The following is a 17125-nucleotide window of genomic DNA, read 5'->3' as shown; positions in this document are numbered from 1 at the left end:
TCCTTGTTGAGAAGTAGATTACCATACTTTTTTATTAGTGGGATAGTTTCATAAGAGTCTTTTCGCGTGTCAAATGGGGGTGGAGGGACTTGAACCCACACGACCTTTTACGGTCAACGGATTTTCATTCTCCCGCAGTTTTCACTGCTACCTAATAGCTTTAGCAAAGTCAGGTTTTAAGAATTGGACTCTCCCTTTACCCTCGGCTTAACGTTAGGGTAGCTCCCGTCGGGTCTCTGCACCTTCCCTCAATTTTGAATTTTGGATTGAAGACTAATGGTAAATCTAAAATCGCAAATCTAAAATTTCTGGGCTTGGCTCAGGATTGCCATGTCTGTCACCAGATTTAGGTTTCCCTGAGTTTGAGAGCTTCCACTTGAGGGATTTCTCCTTCAAGGCTCAGTTATCTAAGTCCGTAGCGTCTACCATTCCGCCACACCCCCGCAAGTGTTTTGCAACTAGTATAACTAGTTATTATTTAGAGGCAGCAAATACCTCCTCATCTATTCCACCATCAATTGTGTCTTTTGTCCAACTAGATTAAAAATATTTTTTCCAGATTGGGCGATCGCTTTCTAAAGTTGCAAGTTTTCCTTGTTTCCTCGTAATCAATCTGGATGAGTTTTCCATCTTGTCTTACTAAAGCATTTTTTATGGCAGATTTGCTATCTTAGCATAATACTACCTTTTGTTAATCAATCTGGACATAGACAAGGAATTCTGGGGTAGTTATGTTGACCAAGAGGCAAGGGAGCAGCAAGCAAGGGGAAGAAGACAAGGGGAAACACTTATTGCAAGTTCTCACTCAAGCCCCCCCTGCCCCCCGCCTCTTCTTTAAAAGCGTCATAACTATACTTTCCTCAGTTTCGCTCTTCAGCCTATGATGGAAAACAGAAGCTTAAGACTTGAAAGTTTATGATTGTCGCCCTGCTGTATCTGATTTTGGCTGGAGCTTACCTTCTGGTAATCCCAATTGCTATTTTGCTGTATCTGAAGCAGCGTTGGTATGTAGCTACCTCCATCGAGCGCACCTTTATGTACTTTTTGGTGTTCTTCTTCTTTCCGGGTTTATTGGTTCTATCGCCGTTTCTAAATTTTCGACCCCAACGGCGACAAATTGAAGTTTAACTAAATTGGTAGGTCATAACTCTCATGCGACGGATTGACGCTATTGGAATTGGCTTGGGCGTTTTTATTGCTGGCGGCTTGGCTTATATAGGATTGCAGCTAGTCGGTTTGGATAATCAGCAAGCTGGTATATGGAGCCAAGTCTTACTAGTCAGTGGGTTAGTTGGCTGGTTAGCCACCTATTTTTTCCGCGCGGTGGGACAAAAAATGACCTACCACCAACAGCGGGAACAGTATGAGCAAGACTTTCTGCAAAAGCGGTTAGATGAGCTTACTCCCGAAGAACTAGCACGAATTCAAGCCCAAATAGAACAAGAAGAGCAATCTCAGGTGTAAAGTTATCATTGGTCAGTTGTTGTTTGTCCTTTGTTTAGTTACAAATGATCAACGACCAATACCGCAAGGCAAAAGTCAAAAGTCAAAAGAATTGTATTCCAAGCTTTTGCACCATTTGAAATGGTATGTTTATTTACGCCGTGCTGTACTAGTGACTAATGACTGCGATTTCTGATTGCTTTGAAACCCTTGGGCAAAATGGTGAGTGCGCTCTAATTCCGTTTATTACTGCTGGCGATCCAGATTTAGAAACAACAGCAAAAGCCTTGCAGGTACTAGATCGTAGTGGAGCCGACATTATAGAACTGGGTATACCTTATTCCGATCCTTTGGCTGATGGGCCTGTAATTCAAGCTGCTGCTACTCGCGCCTTACAAAGGGGTACGAAATTAGAGCAAGTGCTAGAAATGCTGCAAGGAATTACTCCCAAATTGCGATCGCCTATTGTCCTGTTGATCTATTACAACTCGATTTTGCATCGGGGAATTGACAAATTTCTCTCTTCAATTGCTGCTGCTGGGGTCGCAGGATTGGTAATACCTGACTTACCCTTAGAGGAAGCAGCAAGCTTGCTCCAACCAGCTAGTGAGATGGGAATTGATGTAATCTTGTTGGTAGCGCCCACCAGTTCTGCCCAACGGATAGAAGCGATCGCTCATTCATCCCTTGGTTTTATTTATTTAGTCAGCGTCACAGGGGTAACAGGGGTGCGATCGCAACTGGAAAACCGCGTATCTGATTTACTCAAACAAATTCGTAGTGTCACTGATAAACCCATTGGTGTAGGCTTTGGCATCTCCGAAGCTGCCCAAGCCCTTCAGGTAAAGGAATGGGGCGCAGATGCGGCAATTGTAGGTAGCGCTTTTGTGAAACGTTTAGCAGAAGGTACTCCAGAACAGGGACTAAATGCGATCGCCCAATTTTGTCAAAGTCTCAAGGCTGCCATCAAGACCACCAGCTCCAGTACAAATACTCCTCTTGATTAGACCAATAAAGTAGATTAAAAAAGTATAACAGCGCAGTTTTTCTATGCTTGTTTGGTAGACAATTTGACCGTTATGGTTTTGAATATTAACATCAGATATCATGATGTAAAAAAACTAGCTGATCCGGTCGCTTATAGTTTGAGTATTATGTGAAGTCAAGTAGGCATAATTTATGAGTGTGAGAGTGAGTCAGTCACAAATAGTTATAGTTAGGTCGCAATTGAGGAGCAAAGGCGATGAGTGAGAGTATGGCGTTTATCGGTGGGGTTGCTGTAGCTGGGCTGGCGGCTCTCGTATTGCTCAAAGGAACAAATACCCCTCTACAGCCTTTTGCTGTTGCTCCGCAAATGCCAGGGACTGTAGTAGCGCCAGGAATGCAGCCACAAATGTATCCTTATGGGCCTTATGGGCAACCAATGTATCCCGGTCAGGTTCAGCCATCGACTGCTCCCAATACTGATCAGCGTCTGGAGATGGAGAAACTGAACACGCAGATGCAGTTGGAGCGTTTAAAAAACGATAATGAACAGTTGAAGTTGCAAAATCAACAGCTCCAAGGTCAAGTTCAAAATTTCAATACTCAGCAGCAGTGGCAACAAGCCCAGCAGTATAACCAACAAAAAGTAACAGCACTCCAGCCTCAAAGTTCTTGGTGGTCTTCACCCGTGCTTTGGGCTGTGGGAGGCGCAACTCTCACTATTGGTGGTGGTGTTGTCGTCGCTGGTGTATTGGCTTTATTCTCACCACGGCAGCGTCCAGCCCGTACTGTACAAGTGATTCACCCTTACCAAGGAAATACACCACCCTTGGTTCCAGTGCGTCGTGCTGAGTTTCTGCCTGCTTCGCGGATGGAAGCAAGACGAGTTGAAGCCCCAGAATATGACGAAATGCACTAGTACCGCCTTGCGGAAGTCAAAAGTCAAAAGTCAAAAGTCAAAAGTTTTGTATATCAAAGCTTTTGCAAGTTTTAAAATGGTGGCTTGATTTATGCCACGCTGTATTAGTACCGCCTTGCGGAAGTCAAAAGTTAAAAGTTTTGTATATCAAGACTTTTGCAAGTTTTAAAATGGTAGCTTAATTTACGCCACGCTTTACTAGTAGGGAAAATCAAACCACACATAAACACCGATTTAAAATCTAGTTTCCAGGTTCTACCTGGAAATCTTTTTTATTGGGTTACTGCCGCGAATTCAGAAGGCGGCAACCCCTATTGTAGGCATTACCAACAAGAGGCTGGTAACGAGGCAAAGAGTTTTCAAAAGCCACTTTTTGGAGTTTCTGTAGCATTAGGACTCTCTGTAGTAACAGGTTGGTTAGTATTGGGAAGTTTTTGTTGGGTAGTCTTTTGATTACCTTGATTTCCTAGTTTAGTTAGTGCCTGTTTTGCTAGATTCTCCGCTGCTTGTTTAAATAATGGTTCTATTCTGTTTCGCCAATATTGAGTATTAGGCAACTTTTCTGGATGGTTTCTATAATCTAAAACTTTATCCCATTTACCATCATCTATTGCTTTATTGATTTCATTAGATAACGCCTCTGCCTTAGCCCAATCTTCCTGCCACTGGGCAATCATTTTACCCGTCTCTTGGATACCAGAAGCAGCATTTGCCGGAACCGATTTTAAAAGTGCGATCGCTCTAACTATATCTCCCGATTCATACTTCTGTCTTGCTTGTTCTATAATATTGGTACTGTTATCAGTAGGCTGCGATCGCTCTGTTTTCCCAGCATCGTCAGTTGATCCCTTCAACTTTTCTGGTAATGGAGTTACTACATCCCTAGATTTTGGTTTTACCTTGGGAGTTGGTCGAGTCGCAATCAAGCTACTATCATCTACAATCCTAGTTGCAATGCCTTTTTCATGCAGGCAAGAACCCCATTCTTGATTATTGGTTATCACATTCGAGCGTACCCAAGCCAAATCACCAGAGTTAAGTTTAACTTCTATCCAACCTCGTTTTGTCCGTTTGCCAGTCACCTCTAAACTGGTGTTATCAGCAACTGTTTGCACAACATTATCAGAATTTATCGAACTAGGTTCAGAACGAATATTAGAATTTCTGGCGACAATAGCCGAGCATTTGTTTGCTAAGGCAGTATCGTTACCTGTAAGATTAAAAGCTAAATTTTTCACATTTGGAGATATATTTGCTACCAAAGCAGCCGTACCACCTGCCAATAATATGCCAATTAATATTGGCCATGGGTCAGATTTGTCAGAGTCTTTACGCGCAGGTTTAGCGGGGACAGGATTTGCTGGTGCAACTGCAACAGTTTGCAGCCGAGATACTTGAGGTTGGGATTTAGCTGTTTGGTAACTGGAATTTTTGGCAGATTCTTGAGGTGTGGAAAGTGTAGGTACAGGATTAATCGCCTCTTTACATGCTTGCAGTGCTTGCGTAGCGTTTAGGTAGCGGTCTTTAAAGTGATAACGCACCATCTTGGTCAACACTGCCGCTAGTCGATGGTTCACGGTTACTGAATGACGCCAGATGATTTCTCCCGTTTCTGGGTCTTCTTGCAATTCTGTTGGCGATAATCCTGTTAGTGCTTGAATGGCGATAATGCCGAGGGAATAGATATCGCTGTTGGGACGGGGTTTACCTTGCCCTTGTTCAGTAGGCATATAGCCAGGAGTGCCAATAACTACTGTAGCAGAGGGTTGTCCACCTGCTGTTACCAGTTGTGTACGCAGTTGTTTCACTGCCCCAAAGTCCACTAAAACTAACTTATTATCTGAAGCGCGACGGATGATATTATCTGGTTTGATATCGCGGTGAATCACGCCTTGGCGGTGGACGAATTCGAGAATTTCCAGAACTTCTTGTAATAGTTGAATTACTTGGCTTTCACTCCAGCGCTTACCAGGTATAAGTTCCTCCGCTAGGGTATGTCCTTCAATATATTCTTGTACTAAATAAAATTCTTGGTTTTCGTCAAAGTACGCCAGCAGCCTGGGTATTTGGTCATGATTGCCCAGTTTTTCTAAAGTTTCGGCTTCGCTATTGAACAGGCGTTTAGCAGTATCAAAAACTCTGGGGTCAGTTCCGGGTTTGAGGTGCTTGACAACGCAGAGGGGATTGCCGGGCCGCCTAGTATCTTGGGCAATATAGGTTTGACCAAATCCTCCCATTGCGAGGACTCGAATTACTTGGTAACGATGGTCTAGTAGCTTGCCTATCATGTTCACTCCCCAGAGTTATTACCTAATTTTCCAGCTGGTAATAAATATCTCCAAATTTTCTTCAATGAAATCCGCTATCTTGAGAAAAGATTTAGATTAAAAACGCAGCTTTTTAATAAACGCAGACTGTTTATTTTTCTTTTAGTGCCCCTGTTTACTACCAATGCCACCTAAAATAACAAACTCAGTTGCATGGCAGCAGGCTGAAATCCTCATGCAACCTGCTTTCATTCGCGTTATCGACAATATCCGCAAGCAGCTTGATGAATCTTCCTGGACGGGAACTTACCACGATGTCCTGATTTGGCCGCCTAGCACCACTGATGAAATCAAAGCATTGGTGACTGAGTTGTTGCAAGCAATGGAAACTGCAACACCCCAAGAAGCAGATGAAATCAAAGAGACTCTGGCTCGTCTGCCGATGCCCCATCCAGGATATCATCTACGTTTACAGCGTCAACAGCAAGAAGCAAGTATCGATTTGTGGGAACTGTGTTACGAAGTGTGTTTTATTGAATACACCCCAGAGAAGGAAGTTGCTGATATTGATACTAGTTTAATCGATGAACTCGGTGAAGTAGATTGGCTGCGTTTGGATGCTAAGGCCAAGGAGTTGGTTGAGGAGGCGTTTGCTAAATTGCCAGAGGATTAACAATTGATACTCCCCACCGCATAGGCGGATGGGGATTCCTATCTGGAATGTGGGAAGTGATGTTCCGAGAAATTTTACTGTCAAAGAAATCTAACTACAAGTGGCAGACATTGGCAGTATTAAACAGAATCTAGTCGGGCATTTTGCGGATCTCAAAGACCCCAGAGTAGAGCCAACCAAAACCCAATATTATCTTAATTTTTATAGTTTTTCCTAATCAAATTAGTTACATCAAAGCAAGCTCTCGAAGAGCGCGGAAGGGTTTGGGGGTGGGGTTCTACTTAATTGATAACCGCTATATTAAGTTTAACTATTGCAAAATCATAAGTTGATATGTCTTTTATTGATGAAATTAATCCCGTTAACGCATTGATTGTGGGAGCCAGCCAAGGTATTGGTTTGGGTTTTGTAAAAAAATTGCTACAAGATGACAGAATAGCCAAAGTTTATGCAACTTCTCGTCAACCGGAATCGGCCTCCGATTTAATAGCTCTTACAGGCGAACATTTTGAGCGATTAATTTGTTTAAAGATGGATATTACTGACGAATTGCAGATTGTTGAAGCTGTTAAAAAAATACGTAGCCAAGTTGACAAACTGCATTTGGTAGTCAACTGTGTAGGGCTATTGCATGAAGATACTTTGCAACCTGAAAAAAGCTTAAGACAGATCAATTCAGAAAATTTGCTGCGCTACTTTCAAATAAATAGTATTGGTGCTGTCTTACTGGCTAAACATCTATTGCCTTTGTTTCGTCATGGAGAACGCAACGTGTTTGCCACTATTTCTGCTAAATTAGGCAGTATTGGCGATAACCAACTTGGTGGATGGTATGGCTATCGTGCTTCTAAAGCAGCACTCAATATGTTGATGCGAACTGCGGCAATTGAGTATAAAAGAAGTTGTCCCAAAGCATTAATAGTGACATTGCATCCTGGTACAACTGATACGCACCTTTCCCGTCCTTTCCAGGGAAATGTACCTGCAGAAAAATTATTTTCAGTGGAACGCACCGTTACCCAATTACTGACTGTCATCGAACAGCTTCAAGAAGGCGATAGTGGACAGTTTTTCTCATGGGATGGGAGTAGATTGCCTTGGTAACTGCGTTACGCTGGTGCTAGTGAAATTTACGTTACTTGTAACCAAAGTCTATGAAGTTTTTTGTGCCAGCAGCTAAGGATGATATTAAAGCAGAGCAGGTGTATAGTGCTTTTGCTCGGTCTGTCAAAGCACCAATAACCGAAAAGCGTATTTGGAAGTTACAGTGGCGTGATAACGAAATTGATATGGAATGCGAGGTAGGTAAACCTTTACCATCATCTTATGAAACAGGGAAAGAGTTAGTTATGGCAATCTTTGAGTGCGAAAACCTTTATAAGATTTGTACTCTCACCCGTGGAGGAGTAAAGGGAGAGCCTATCTTGGCTGGAAAAAACTCTCAATCTTCAGCAACTTATTTTTCAGATAATATGACATCTCAGACAGTGCAGCGTAATCATTAATAGTAAAAAAAATCTATCGGCAATTGTGCTTAAAAGGTTGAAAGTTAGAGCTTAGAAGCTCGGAGTTTGAGTGTAGAACTTGACATTTCGAGTTCTGAGTTGTGAGGTCAAAATTCTGCATAATTAGGGTGGGTATCTTGCCCGCCCGTAGCCAAATACTGGCTAATAAAATCTTTATTAACTCCACATTTATGCATTACTTTCTGAATTTTACCTTGTGGAGTAATTCATCTTTAATGCGGTTGAGAATTGAAGTCTCATCCAGGTTTGCCAAAATACGATTAATCACTGCTTTTGGCCCATCAGGCCCCCAAGTCGCACCATTGGCTAAATAAACTTTGGTAACTTGTCCAATACCGTAAGAAGAAACACCAGCTACTCCCGCTTGCGTGACTGCTACCGATATATAAGGGCCCAGCGCAACACCAGCTGTAGCTGTTGTAGAGATACCAAGTAAAGTTTTTAATCCACTCAACCCCAAATTTGCTAACAATTCACTAGCACCAATTCCGCCCATACTCAGGGCAATTTTTTGTAGCAATTGTACAGCCCCGGCTTCGGTCATAGAGAAGCCATAGAGTTTAGATAAACCCAAAATCAGAGCAATATCAATTACCACACTACTCAGAATATCTACCACAGTTACGGGATTAAGTGCGATCGCTAATGCTTTAGTCATCACAGCCTTCCAAATTAACTCATTAGCATTCACCTCCCGAATCATCAGTTTCCGTTCTATCAACTGCTCATTTACAATATCGGCATAAAGCATAGTATTGAGGGCAACCAAAGCTTTACCCTCACGGTGCAGAATCTCCAGGATTTTCAGCTTGAGTTCCTCAACTTGGGCATTACCTATACGCAACTGTATGCCCCTAGTGCCATCAGGGCGACGAATCGCCGTCTTTACCAATGGCGATGCCGCAGCCATGACAATTTCCAAAGGTGTGAGCAATTCCCGCACCCTTTCATCCCGGATTTTGTAATAAATTGCCATCCGGTCTGCTTCTGGATACTGGTCTACTTTGTTAAACACCAGAATGATTGGTTTCCCTGCTTCCCGCAACTGAGAAAGGGCGGCGTATTCTAGCTTTGTCATATCGCCAGATATCACAAACAGAATCAAATCCGCAAGTTTTGCAATCTGTTCAGCTAAGGCGGCGCGGGTTGCACCATCTACCTCATCTAACCCAGGAGTGTCAATTAATTCCACCTGGGATTGACCTACACCAGGGAGAGTAACTCGCAAAGCACGTTCAGTTTCTCCAATCGCTTCCTCACTAATACTCCAATTAACTCTTTGTGCAGCACGAGTGACACCATGCAGTGGCCCAGTTTCAAATACTGTTTGCCCAACCAAAGCATTGAGTAGCGAAGACTTACCACGTCCCACCATACCAAAAGCAGCAATCTGCACCACCATACGGTCTAACTTCCCCAGCATGGTTTCCAAATCAGCAATTTCTGTCTCGAATCCGATTTTTTCTTGGGGGGTGAGATCGAGATTGGCTACCAAGTTTCGCAGCGCCGTTTGTGCTTGTTTATAGTTCAGTTCCGTCTGAATGTCTTCAAAACTGAAAATGGCACTATCCAGTTCTTCCTCCCAACTGAGAGAATTTGCGTCAGTGTTGGCGGAATCACTTTGATGAGGTTCAGGCACGGGCAATGTCGAAGTCATATTAATTTTAGATTTTAGTTTTTAGATTTTAGATATACCCCGTTTACTATCCTAGTTATTTTTAGGAGCGGTTTGGGGAGATAAGGCAGACAAAGGAGACAAAGGGAAATAAGTATGCCCAATCCCCAATGCCCCATGCCCAATGACTAACGACCAATGACCAATGACTAATGACTAATGACTAACAAAAAGTCATAAACTGAAAAATGCATCTAAATAACTCGTTAGGATCTGGACTAAATTAACTGTGCGGAAAATCGTTATTGCCGGCAACTGGAAAATGTACAAAACCCAGGCAGAGACCCAGGAGTTTTTACAAGGATTTCTGCCCCACTTACAGGAAACCCCCCAAGGGCGAGAAGTGATATTGTGCCCTCCGTTCACTGATTTAAGTATTTTGTCTAAGAGTTTGCACGGTAGCCTCATCCAACTGGGGGCACAAAATGTCCACTGGGAAGAATATGGAGCCTATACGGGTGAGATTTCTGGCCCAATGCTGACAGAACTTGGTGTGCGCTTTGTGATTGTCGGTCATAGCGAACGACGACAATACTTTTGTGAAACGGACGCAACCGTTAATCTACGCCTCCGAACTGCTCAAAGGTTTGGTTTGACCCCTATTCTCTGTGTTGGCGAAACTAAACAACAACGAGATGCAGGAGAAACTGAATCACTGATTTCTCTCCAACTCGACAAAGGCTTGGTAGATATTGATCAGGATAATTTGGTGATTGCCTACGAACCGATTTGGGCGATTGGTACTGGTGACACTTGTGAAGTAACGGAGGCGAATCGGATAATTGGCTTAATTCGTAGCCAGTTGAGTAATCCAAATGTATCAATTCAATATGGTGGCTCAGTTAAGCCGAACAATATTGATGAGATTATGGCTCAACCAGAAATTGATGGTGTTTTAGTCGGAGGAGCAAGTTTGGAAGCTGAGAGTTTCGCTCGAATTGTAAATTTTCAGTCAGTGTGATGTGCTTTCTTCTCGTTCCCATGCTCTGCATGGGAATGCCTAATATAGATTTATGCGAAGCAACTTGATAATTCGAGGACGCTGTTTTGAGTGGGGACAGCGCACTTATTTAATGGGGATTTTGAATGTAACGCCTGATAGCTTTAGTGATGGGGGTGAGTTTAACACTACCTCTGCTGCTTTAGTACAGGCGCAAGCACTGGTGGCTGCTGGTGCTGACATTATCGATGTGGGCGGTCAATCAACTCGACCAGGGGCAAAGCAAATAACTCTGGCACAGGAACTTGACCGGGTGTTATCGGTGTTACAGGTGCTAAGACCAGAAATTTCAGTCCCGATTTCTGTAGATACCACCCGTGCTGCTGTAGCCAAGGCATCTGTAGAAGCTGGAGCCGATATTATTAATGATATTTCTGGCGGCACTTTTGACTCAGAAATGTTACCAACAGTTGCAGAGTTAGGTGTGGCGATTATTTTAATGCACATCCGGGGAACACCACAGACAATGCAGCAACAGACTGATTATCAAGATTTGCTCGGAGAAATTTATAGTTTTTTGGCTCGGCAAATTGGGGTAGCAACTGCTGCGGGCATTGACCGGAGTAAAATTATTATTGATCCTGGTATTGGCTTTGCTAAGAACTATAAGCAAAATTTAGAAATTTTTCGCCGCTTGCGATCGCTCTCAACACTCAATTGTCCTATCTTGATAGGAGCATCCCGTAAAACTTTCATTGGTCGCATTTTAAATCAACCAGATCCCAAAGCACGAGTTTGGGGAACGGCAGCAGCTTGTTGTGCTGCTATTTTTAATGGCGCTGATATCCTCCGAGTTCACGATGTTCAAGAAATGCGCGATGTTTCACTAGTAGCCGATGCCCTACTGAGACAAGCCGCACAGCGTGACTGTTAGGTATTACCGTTTTCGTGTTTTTTGCCGTTACCTTCTAGATTTTCTGGGTGGGCTATCAACTCCTGAAACATTTCACTTGAGTTAGCTGGGTCTACAAAGACAATTTTGGCATTACTGCTCTCACCAAGTTTTTGGCTAGCATCTACGTAATCTTGAGCTACAAGATACCGCAGAATGTCCCTACTATCTGGATTGGAACGGAGAGCTTGAGAAATAATTTGCACTGAAGCCATAGTTCCTTCTGCTTTTTTAATGGCAGCTTCCTTTTCCCCTTCTGCTTCGGTAATCAACGCCCGTTTTTTGATAACAGCGGCTTGCTCCTCTTCCCTCGACCTTCGTACACTCTCAGGTAGGGTAATTCTTTGAAGGTCTAACCGAAGAATCTCAACTCCCCAATCTGCCGTTACACTATTCAACTCGAATAAAAGAGTTGAGTGCATCTCCACTCTGGAGACATTGGTCTGCTCCAGAGTGTTCTGGGCAATGATTTCCCGGAGCGTGGTTGTAGTCACCTGTGTCAGTGCCCCTTGCAGATCCTCAATTTCGTAAAAGCTTTTTACAATATCTCTAATGCGCCAGTACAGAATAGCGTCCACTTCCACAGAAATATTATCTTGGGTGATCACATTCTGAGGCTTGATGTCTAAAATTTGCTCTCGCATGGTATCTTCCATCACAATCTGATCTACCAAGGGAACAATAAAGTTCAGCCCAGGTTTAAGTTTCCGATGATACTGCCCCAGGCGTTCGACTAGGGCTTCATTACCTTGATTAATCAGTTTTGCAGAACCTAAGGCATAACCTATAAGCACTAAAACTATAAAAATGATTGGCTCCATATATACTCCGATTCACCTTTTGGGAGAATTTAGTGTCAAAGATATGCTAATAGCTTGTCATATCTTTGAGTTTAATGTTTTGAGTCTGTAATTTTATGAACAGTAGCAGCGATGTCTGATGTCGAGTCGCTGCGCGTCTTGTACATATTCTGTAAGTAGGCTGTTTTGCAGAATGCGTAGAAGCTCTGCTTCTTGTCGTCAGACATCGCTATTAAAGCACCTTGATAAAACGCTGGCAAGGATTACTTTATCTAATCAAGATTACTTGTACTGACATCTTCAAACAGCTTGGGCTATAATTCAGTATATTCACATAGATGAATTAGATTATAGTAAAATTTATTATAATTTTAAAAACTTTAGTATAATCTGATTAAAATTGGCTTCAGCCATTAAAAATATAAAAATATTATAGGCAGGCTGTTAATCAGACTTATATGTTTAATTTTACTTTTTATAGGCTTATACTTTTTTGATCAAAACATCATATTTTTTAGCGATTACTATATACTTTTTTCCAGCAGATTACCAGCTAATGTTTATGTATTAGCTATTATGGCAGGTGTGTTTACATTAGTGCTTTTTCGTAGGGAAGCTAGTAATTTTGGATGGGTTTTGTTAGGGATTGGCATAGTACTAGTTTGATTCAGTGGTAGAGTAATTTTCAGATCAATTATTCTAGAAAATTTATTTATTGCTTTGACCGCATTAGTAGCTTGATATAAATTGTTTAATTAAAGCAGAATCAACTTTTAAAATCTGTACATATAATCATATTTTACCATATTTATTAGTAGCTAATGCTACATTATTCCCCAGTTCTTAGTACAGCCATAAAAATTTAGCATTATAATTTTCCCATCTTCTCTATTACTTCTGAGAGTGCATTAGGGCACTTAGATTAACATTTAGTTAAGTACCGATTTCACGATGCAGAAGCACACGTAACCCGCCTCAACCGGACGAATAGCCTCTTAATCATGACTTTAGCTCAAGGGGGTTTTACTAAGGTTGAGGGTAATATTAGAATGGAAACTATTGATGATGAGGAACAGGCAAGAATGACCCAGGTGGTTCTAGGAGAGAACGAAGGAATAGACTCAGCTTTGCGTCGGTTTAAACGTCAGGTTTCCAAAGCTGGGATATTAGCTGATGTGAAATATCATCGGCACTTTGAAACACCGATTGAAAAACGCAAACGTAAGGCAGTGGCAGCTAGACGCACAAGACGTTTTAAATAAACTTATTTGGTGTGGTACGGGCGTTGCTTGAGGTTATGACCTAAAAGAGGCAATAGCACGTAGTCCTAGTACCGCAAGGCGGAAGTCAAAAGTCAAAATGAATACAGCATAAGAGTTTTGTTGATTTGCAATGAATGGTTTATTTACGCCGCGCTGTACTAGCCCGTCGTAGACATCGCGATTATTCTTACAAAAATTAAGCAAACTATGCCGTACCCCAAATGAGGGTGTAGATGAGTCACTTCTTCTATGTACAGAAGGCGTTAAGGGGTTTATTTCAGTTGGATGGAACAAAGCTATTATCGCTGCCCAGCAACCAAAATAAGCGCCTTTGTCAAACTTGCAAGGTAGTATTCATCCAACCCTAAAACTCAGAATTATTAATGGTGCGGCTATTACAAACATTCATCGCCTTTTCTACTCCCGAATTGAGGCTTAGTTCAATACACTCAACCACAAACTGAAGTACAAAAGACATCTGCTGATTTTCTGCTGCCGAAAATCGCCCCAGCACATGAGAAACAGCATCAGAATCATCCTTGTTAGCTGTACCTTTGGGTTTACCAATACCGATTCGCAAACGGGGAAAGTTTTGGGTACTAAGATGTGCGATCGCACTTTTCATGCCGTTATGTCCCCCAGCCGAACCAGATAACCGCAGACGAGTTTTTCCCAAAGGCAAATCCATATCGTCATAAATCACCAGCACTGATTCAGGCGGCAATTTATACCAACTAATTACCGCTTGTATTGCTTGTCCTGAGCGATTCATATAAGTTAACGGCTTTAGCAAGCGAATCTTACCTCCACCTGCGGCCATACCCTCGCCATACTCACCCTGAAATTTGCGGTTTTCTGCTAAGGGAATGCGCCAAGAACGGGAGAGAGTTTCTACAGCAGCAAAGCCGATATTATGGCGTGTTTGGTCGTACTTGCTTTCTGGATTCCCCAACCCGACAATTAGCTGGGGAATCACCAAAGCTGATTGCGTAACAGCTTCTGTCATTTTGCCTACAGTCAATTGATATCTAGCACTCTCCTAACTAGGTTGGGAAGAACTAGTGGTATCCTGCTCAGATTTAGCAGGGTAGATTTGCTTAGGTTCCAATTCAGCAGTAGTCTTGACAACTTCTTCTAACTGTTCTGCTTCTTTTTGAAACTCGTTTTGAAAATCCTTAGAAGCTTCTTGGAAACTACGAATTGTTTTGCCCACACTCCGACCAATCTCTGGTAGCTTCTTGGGGCCAAAGATTAACAATGCTACTACCATAATTACAGCCATTTCCGGCAGACCGATACCAAATATATTCATTTTTGTCTCCTGTAAATTATATGAACCACTACAGAAACTCACATATTATTTAGTCTACTCAATGGTTAGTATGCACTGAGCTTTGACAAAAAAACCCGGAAGAACCGGGTGCAACTTAACTTGTTATCCAAACTTGATAGCGGTGTATCCTTTAGCGCCCTAAACTCCGCCAATCGACTACTACGTCCTCAACCAACAGTGTTCTATTGTAAAGTTGCAGAATAATTAGCAGAAACACGAAAAATAGCAAAATAAAAACAGCCATTACAGGGGTAGTACCCCAACCTGGAGCCACTTTCCCATACTCAGAGTTCAGTGGTTTTAGGATATCTCCCAACCTAGTCCTTTGTGCCATAGTTCACCTAATATTACTTGCCAAAGCTTTTTTTAATCTTCTGTAATATTCTATAAGAATAGCACTCATCATCTATTCCTCAATTATGGAACCTGCAATAGTTCTTAGCATTTCTGTGGCTGCCGTGGTAATTGCCATCACCGGAATTTCGATTTATACCTCCTTTGGCCCTCCTAGCAAGCAATTGAACGATCCGTTTGACGATCACGAAGACTAAAAGTCATTTGTCAATGGTCTGTGGAAAATCACAACTGACCACTGACATAGCACTAGTGGTTTACTCCAGCCTGGGATTAATCGCTGGTATCACCTTAAAACTGGCGATTTTCCAAGGCTGTATCGTCAAGATTTGTTGCCCAGATGAGAATTCAGTAGTAGAGAAACGCTCTAATAAATCTACTGTATCTCCTAGATTTAACCCTAAATCACTTTGCCAAGATAACTCAGCTGTTTCTCCGTGACACTCATAACACCGCAGAATTAACTGCTGTGGGTCATCCTCTGATGGCTTGAAGGCCATCAAGATTAAATTTTCAGATGATAAATCGAGGAAACTCACTCTTTCAATAGTGCGGTTAGTAGTAGCGGGGCGTTGAGCCAATGCTGTTAACGGATAGCTATGGTTGAGGCAGTTGTGAGTTGTGAGTGGATTCAATATCACTTGTAAGGGTATATTCAATTCATAGCCACGCCGTACTGTATGGGCTGATTCCCAGCTACTAGCATGAGGATACAAGCTATATGTGAACTCGTGAAAACCTTTGTCAGCCTCTGAGTCTGGCCAATTAGGACTGCGTAGGAGTGTTAAGCGGAGTTGATCTGGTTTGCTGTCGTAACCGTATTTACAATCATTCAGCAAACTAACTCCGTAAATACCCTCCTGTGTTTCTCCTGTCAAATCAGCCCAACGCAAGGCGGGAACTTCCCATTTTGCCTGTTCTGCGGGGGTTTGTGGTTTAGTTGGACGGCGAATTGCACCAGAGGGAATTTCGTATGTAGCAAAGTCTGCTTCAATATTCAAAGGAAAAGCAGCTTTCACTAATACATGATTTTCTTGCCAGTTGACAGTAGTAGCTATTTTCAGCAGAGGTGAACTAGCTGGCAGAATATAGTCTTGGCAAAATTCCGATTCACCTAACTGACGCACCACGCGCACACGACTTTGCACTGGGCCTTGTTCTACCCACTGAATAGATAGAAGATTTGTTGAGGGTAAGGGATGTTGAGCGTAATTGGGGTCTATATTCCAAGCATCCCAATATTGACCACTGTCTTTAAAAGCTTGTAGTTGATTCCCCGCCCCACTCAAAACCTCTCGTTGATACGTTTTATCAAAAACACTTGATAAATCTCCAGTATCAGGATCTATGACAACTCGTAGGAATTCATTTTCTAAAATCCAGTCTGGGAGGAGTGGGGAGTGGGGAATCGGGAGTGAGGGAGATGAGAGGGAAAGCCAAAATATGCGGTAGCCAACGGGTGGAATTTCGGTGGCGAGAAATAGTAGTGTTGATGGTTCAGATAATTGGGAGACAACCTGCTTTCCAGAAGCATCATAAATCTGCCATTCCTCTGGCGTGGGTAAAGCTACAGAGACTACCTCAGAGCGTTGCCAATTCAGAGAATTGAAAACGAAAATAGGCAAACTATTGGGTTTTGGTGGTTGTAATAGGGTAATGTGAGATGCGATCGCTAAAAGTGATTCTTGTAATATCTTTGTTCCTATTTGTTCCACTTGCTGCCATTGGGGCAACGCATCTGTGTAAACTTGGGTAATTGAAGACCCAGGTAAAATATCGTGAAACTGTTGAAATAACACCTGCTTCCAAGCTGCTTCGATTTCTGCTTTAGGATATGTCACACCACAGCTTACAGTTGCCAAAGTAGCAAATAGTTCAGCTTCATACAATAAATTTTCACAACGACGATTCCAACGTTTTTGATCTGCGTGTGTAGTGTAGCAACCGCGATGAAATTCTAAGTATAGTTCGTCATTCCAGATGGGGAAGGGAGGGGG

Annotated in this window: 18 protein-coding genes; 11 read left to right on the top strand and 7 right to left on the bottom strand. The window is 42.5% G+C overall.

Annotation, left to right across the window (positions count from 1 at the left end; translation table 11 throughout):
• The first annotated feature begins 915 nt into the window (after positions 1-915).
• The 4 genes from ndhL to ACFE90_RS24560 all read left to right on the top strand — a co-directional run bounded on the left by ndhL (position 916) and on the right by ACFE90_RS24560 (position 3346).
• Positions 916-1128, top strand: coding sequence for an NAD(P)H-quinone oxidoreductase subunit L (gene ndhL, locus ACFE90_RS24575; protein WP_100900242.1), 213 nt, complete (start codon positions 916-918; stop codon positions 1126-1128).
• Positions 1129-1152: 24 nt separating this feature from the next.
• Positions 1153-1464 carry a DUF3007 family protein gene (locus ACFE90_RS24570; RefSeq protein WP_322650271.1) on the top strand — a complete coding sequence of 104 codons (312 nt, stop codon included), beginning with the start codon at positions 1153-1155 and terminating at the stop codon, positions 1462-1464.
• A 158-nt stretch (positions 1465-1622) separates the two neighbouring features.
• Positions 1623-2450, top strand: a complete 828-nt coding sequence (gene trpA, locus ACFE90_RS24565; RefSeq protein WP_375505077.1) for a tryptophan synthase subunit alpha — start codon at positions 1623-1625, stop codon at positions 2448-2450.
• 236 nt (positions 2451-2686) lie between these two features.
• A complete protein-coding gene (locus ACFE90_RS24560) occupies positions 2687-3346 on the top strand; it encodes a heterocyst differentiation related protein (RefSeq protein WP_375505076.1) in 660 nt (219 codons plus the stop codon).
• Between the two features lie 359 nt (positions 3347-3705).
• Here the strand turns inward: ACFE90_RS24560 and ACFE90_RS24555 are convergent, their stop codons facing one another.
• Positions 3706-5634 carry a protein kinase gene (locus ACFE90_RS24555; RefSeq protein ID WP_375505075.1) on the bottom strand — a complete coding sequence of 643 codons (1929 nt, stop codon included), beginning with the start codon at positions 5632-5634 and terminating at the stop codon, positions 3706-3708.
• Positions 5635-5797: 163 nt separating this feature from the next.
• On the opposite strand from ACFE90_RS24555, the gene ACFE90_RS24550 reads away from it, so the two are divergent.
• The 3 genes from ACFE90_RS24550 to ACFE90_RS24540 all read left to right on the top strand — a co-directional run bounded on the left by ACFE90_RS24550 (position 5798) and on the right by ACFE90_RS24540 (position 7791).
• Positions 5798-6286, top strand: a complete 489-nt coding sequence (locus ACFE90_RS24550) for a hypothetical protein (RefSeq protein ID WP_375505074.1) — start codon at positions 5798-5800, stop codon at positions 6284-6286.
• A gap of 333 nt (positions 6287-6619) precedes the next feature.
• Positions 6620-7390 carry an SDR family NAD(P)-dependent oxidoreductase gene (locus ACFE90_RS24545; protein ID WP_375505073.1) on the top strand — a complete coding sequence of 257 codons (771 nt, stop codon included), beginning with the start codon at positions 6620-6622 and terminating at the stop codon, positions 7388-7390.
• Between the two features lie 62 nt (positions 7391-7452).
• Positions 7453-7791, top strand: coding sequence for a hypothetical protein (locus tag ACFE90_RS24540; protein WP_375505072.1), 339 nt, complete (start codon positions 7453-7455; stop codon positions 7789-7791).
• Between the two features lie 196 nt (positions 7792-7987).
• Here ACFE90_RS24540 and ACFE90_RS24535 read toward each other — a convergent pair whose 3' ends face one another.
• Entirely contained in the window at positions 7988-9469 is a 1482-nt protein-coding gene (locus ACFE90_RS24535) for a GTP-binding protein (RefSeq protein ID WP_375505071.1), read from the bottom strand.
• 247 nt (positions 9470-9716) lie between these two features.
• Between ACFE90_RS24535 and tpiA the strand changes: the two genes are divergently transcribed.
• A complete protein-coding gene (gene tpiA / locus ACFE90_RS24530) occupies positions 9717-10448 on the top strand; it encodes a triose-phosphate isomerase (protein WP_375505070.1) in 732 nt (243 codons plus the stop codon).
• A gap of 52 nt (positions 10449-10500) precedes the next feature.
• Positions 10501-11361, top strand: a complete 861-nt coding sequence (folP, locus tag ACFE90_RS24525; protein ID WP_375505069.1) for a dihydropteroate synthase — start codon at positions 10501-10503, stop codon at positions 11359-11361.
• Here the strand turns inward: folP and ACFE90_RS24520 are convergent.
• A complete protein-coding gene (locus tag ACFE90_RS24520; protein WP_375505068.1) occupies positions 11358-12200 on the bottom strand; it encodes an SPFH domain-containing protein in 843 nt (280 codons plus the stop codon). The two genes, folP and ACFE90_RS24520, sit on opposite strands and share 4 nt — an antisense overlap.
• A 1061-nt stretch (positions 12201-13261) precedes the next feature.
• On the opposite strand from ACFE90_RS24520, the gene rpsU reads away from it, so the two are divergent.
• Entirely contained in the window at positions 13262-13441 is a 180-nt protein-coding gene (rpsU, locus tag ACFE90_RS24515; RefSeq protein WP_069073049.1) for a 30S ribosomal protein S21, read from the top strand.
• A 364-nt stretch (positions 13442-13805) separates the two neighbouring features.
• On the opposite strand, the gene pth is transcribed toward rpsU, so the two are convergent.
• The 3 genes from pth to psbH all read right to left on the bottom strand — a co-directional run bounded on the left by pth (position 13806) and on the right by psbH (position 15108).
• The gene (gene pth, locus ACFE90_RS24510; protein ID WP_375505067.1) at positions 13806-14447 is read right to left on the bottom strand and encodes an aminoacyl-tRNA hydrolase; all 642 of its coding nucleotides are present in this window, start codon (positions 14445-14447) and stop codon (positions 13806-13808) included.
• Positions 14448-14480: 33 nt separating this feature from the next.
• Positions 14481-14753 carry a TatA/E family twin arginine-targeting protein translocase gene (locus ACFE90_RS24505; protein WP_229483440.1) on the bottom strand — a complete coding sequence of 91 codons (273 nt, stop codon included), beginning with the start codon at positions 14751-14753 and terminating at the stop codon, positions 14481-14483.
• A gap of 151 nt (positions 14754-14904) precedes the next feature.
• Positions 14905-15108, bottom strand: coding sequence for a photosystem II reaction center phosphoprotein PsbH (gene psbH, locus ACFE90_RS24500; RefSeq protein WP_109011888.1), 204 nt, complete (start codon positions 15106-15108; stop codon positions 14905-14907).
• Positions 15109-15193: 85 nt separating this feature from the next.
• Here psbH and psbN point away from each other — a divergent pair, with 85 nt between their 5' ends.
• Entirely contained in the window at positions 15194-15325 is a 132-nt protein-coding gene (psbN, locus tag ACFE90_RS24495; protein WP_109011889.1) for a photosystem II reaction center protein PsbN, read from the top strand.
• Positions 15326-15385: 60 nt separating this feature from the next.
• On the opposite strand, the gene ACFE90_RS24490 is transcribed toward psbN, so the two are convergent.
• A partial coding sequence (locus tag ACFE90_RS24490) for an alpha-mannosidase (protein ID WP_375505066.1) occupies positions 15386-17125 on the bottom strand: 1740 nt, incomplete at its 5' end.

The organism is uncultured Nostoc sp. (assembly GCF_964245445.1).
Lineage (GTDB): Bacteria > Cyanobacteriota > Cyanobacteriia > Cyanobacteriales > Nostocaceae > Nostoc.
Note: the sequence above shows the minus strand (reverse complement) of the source record. Positions and strands in the feature narration are given on the sequence as shown.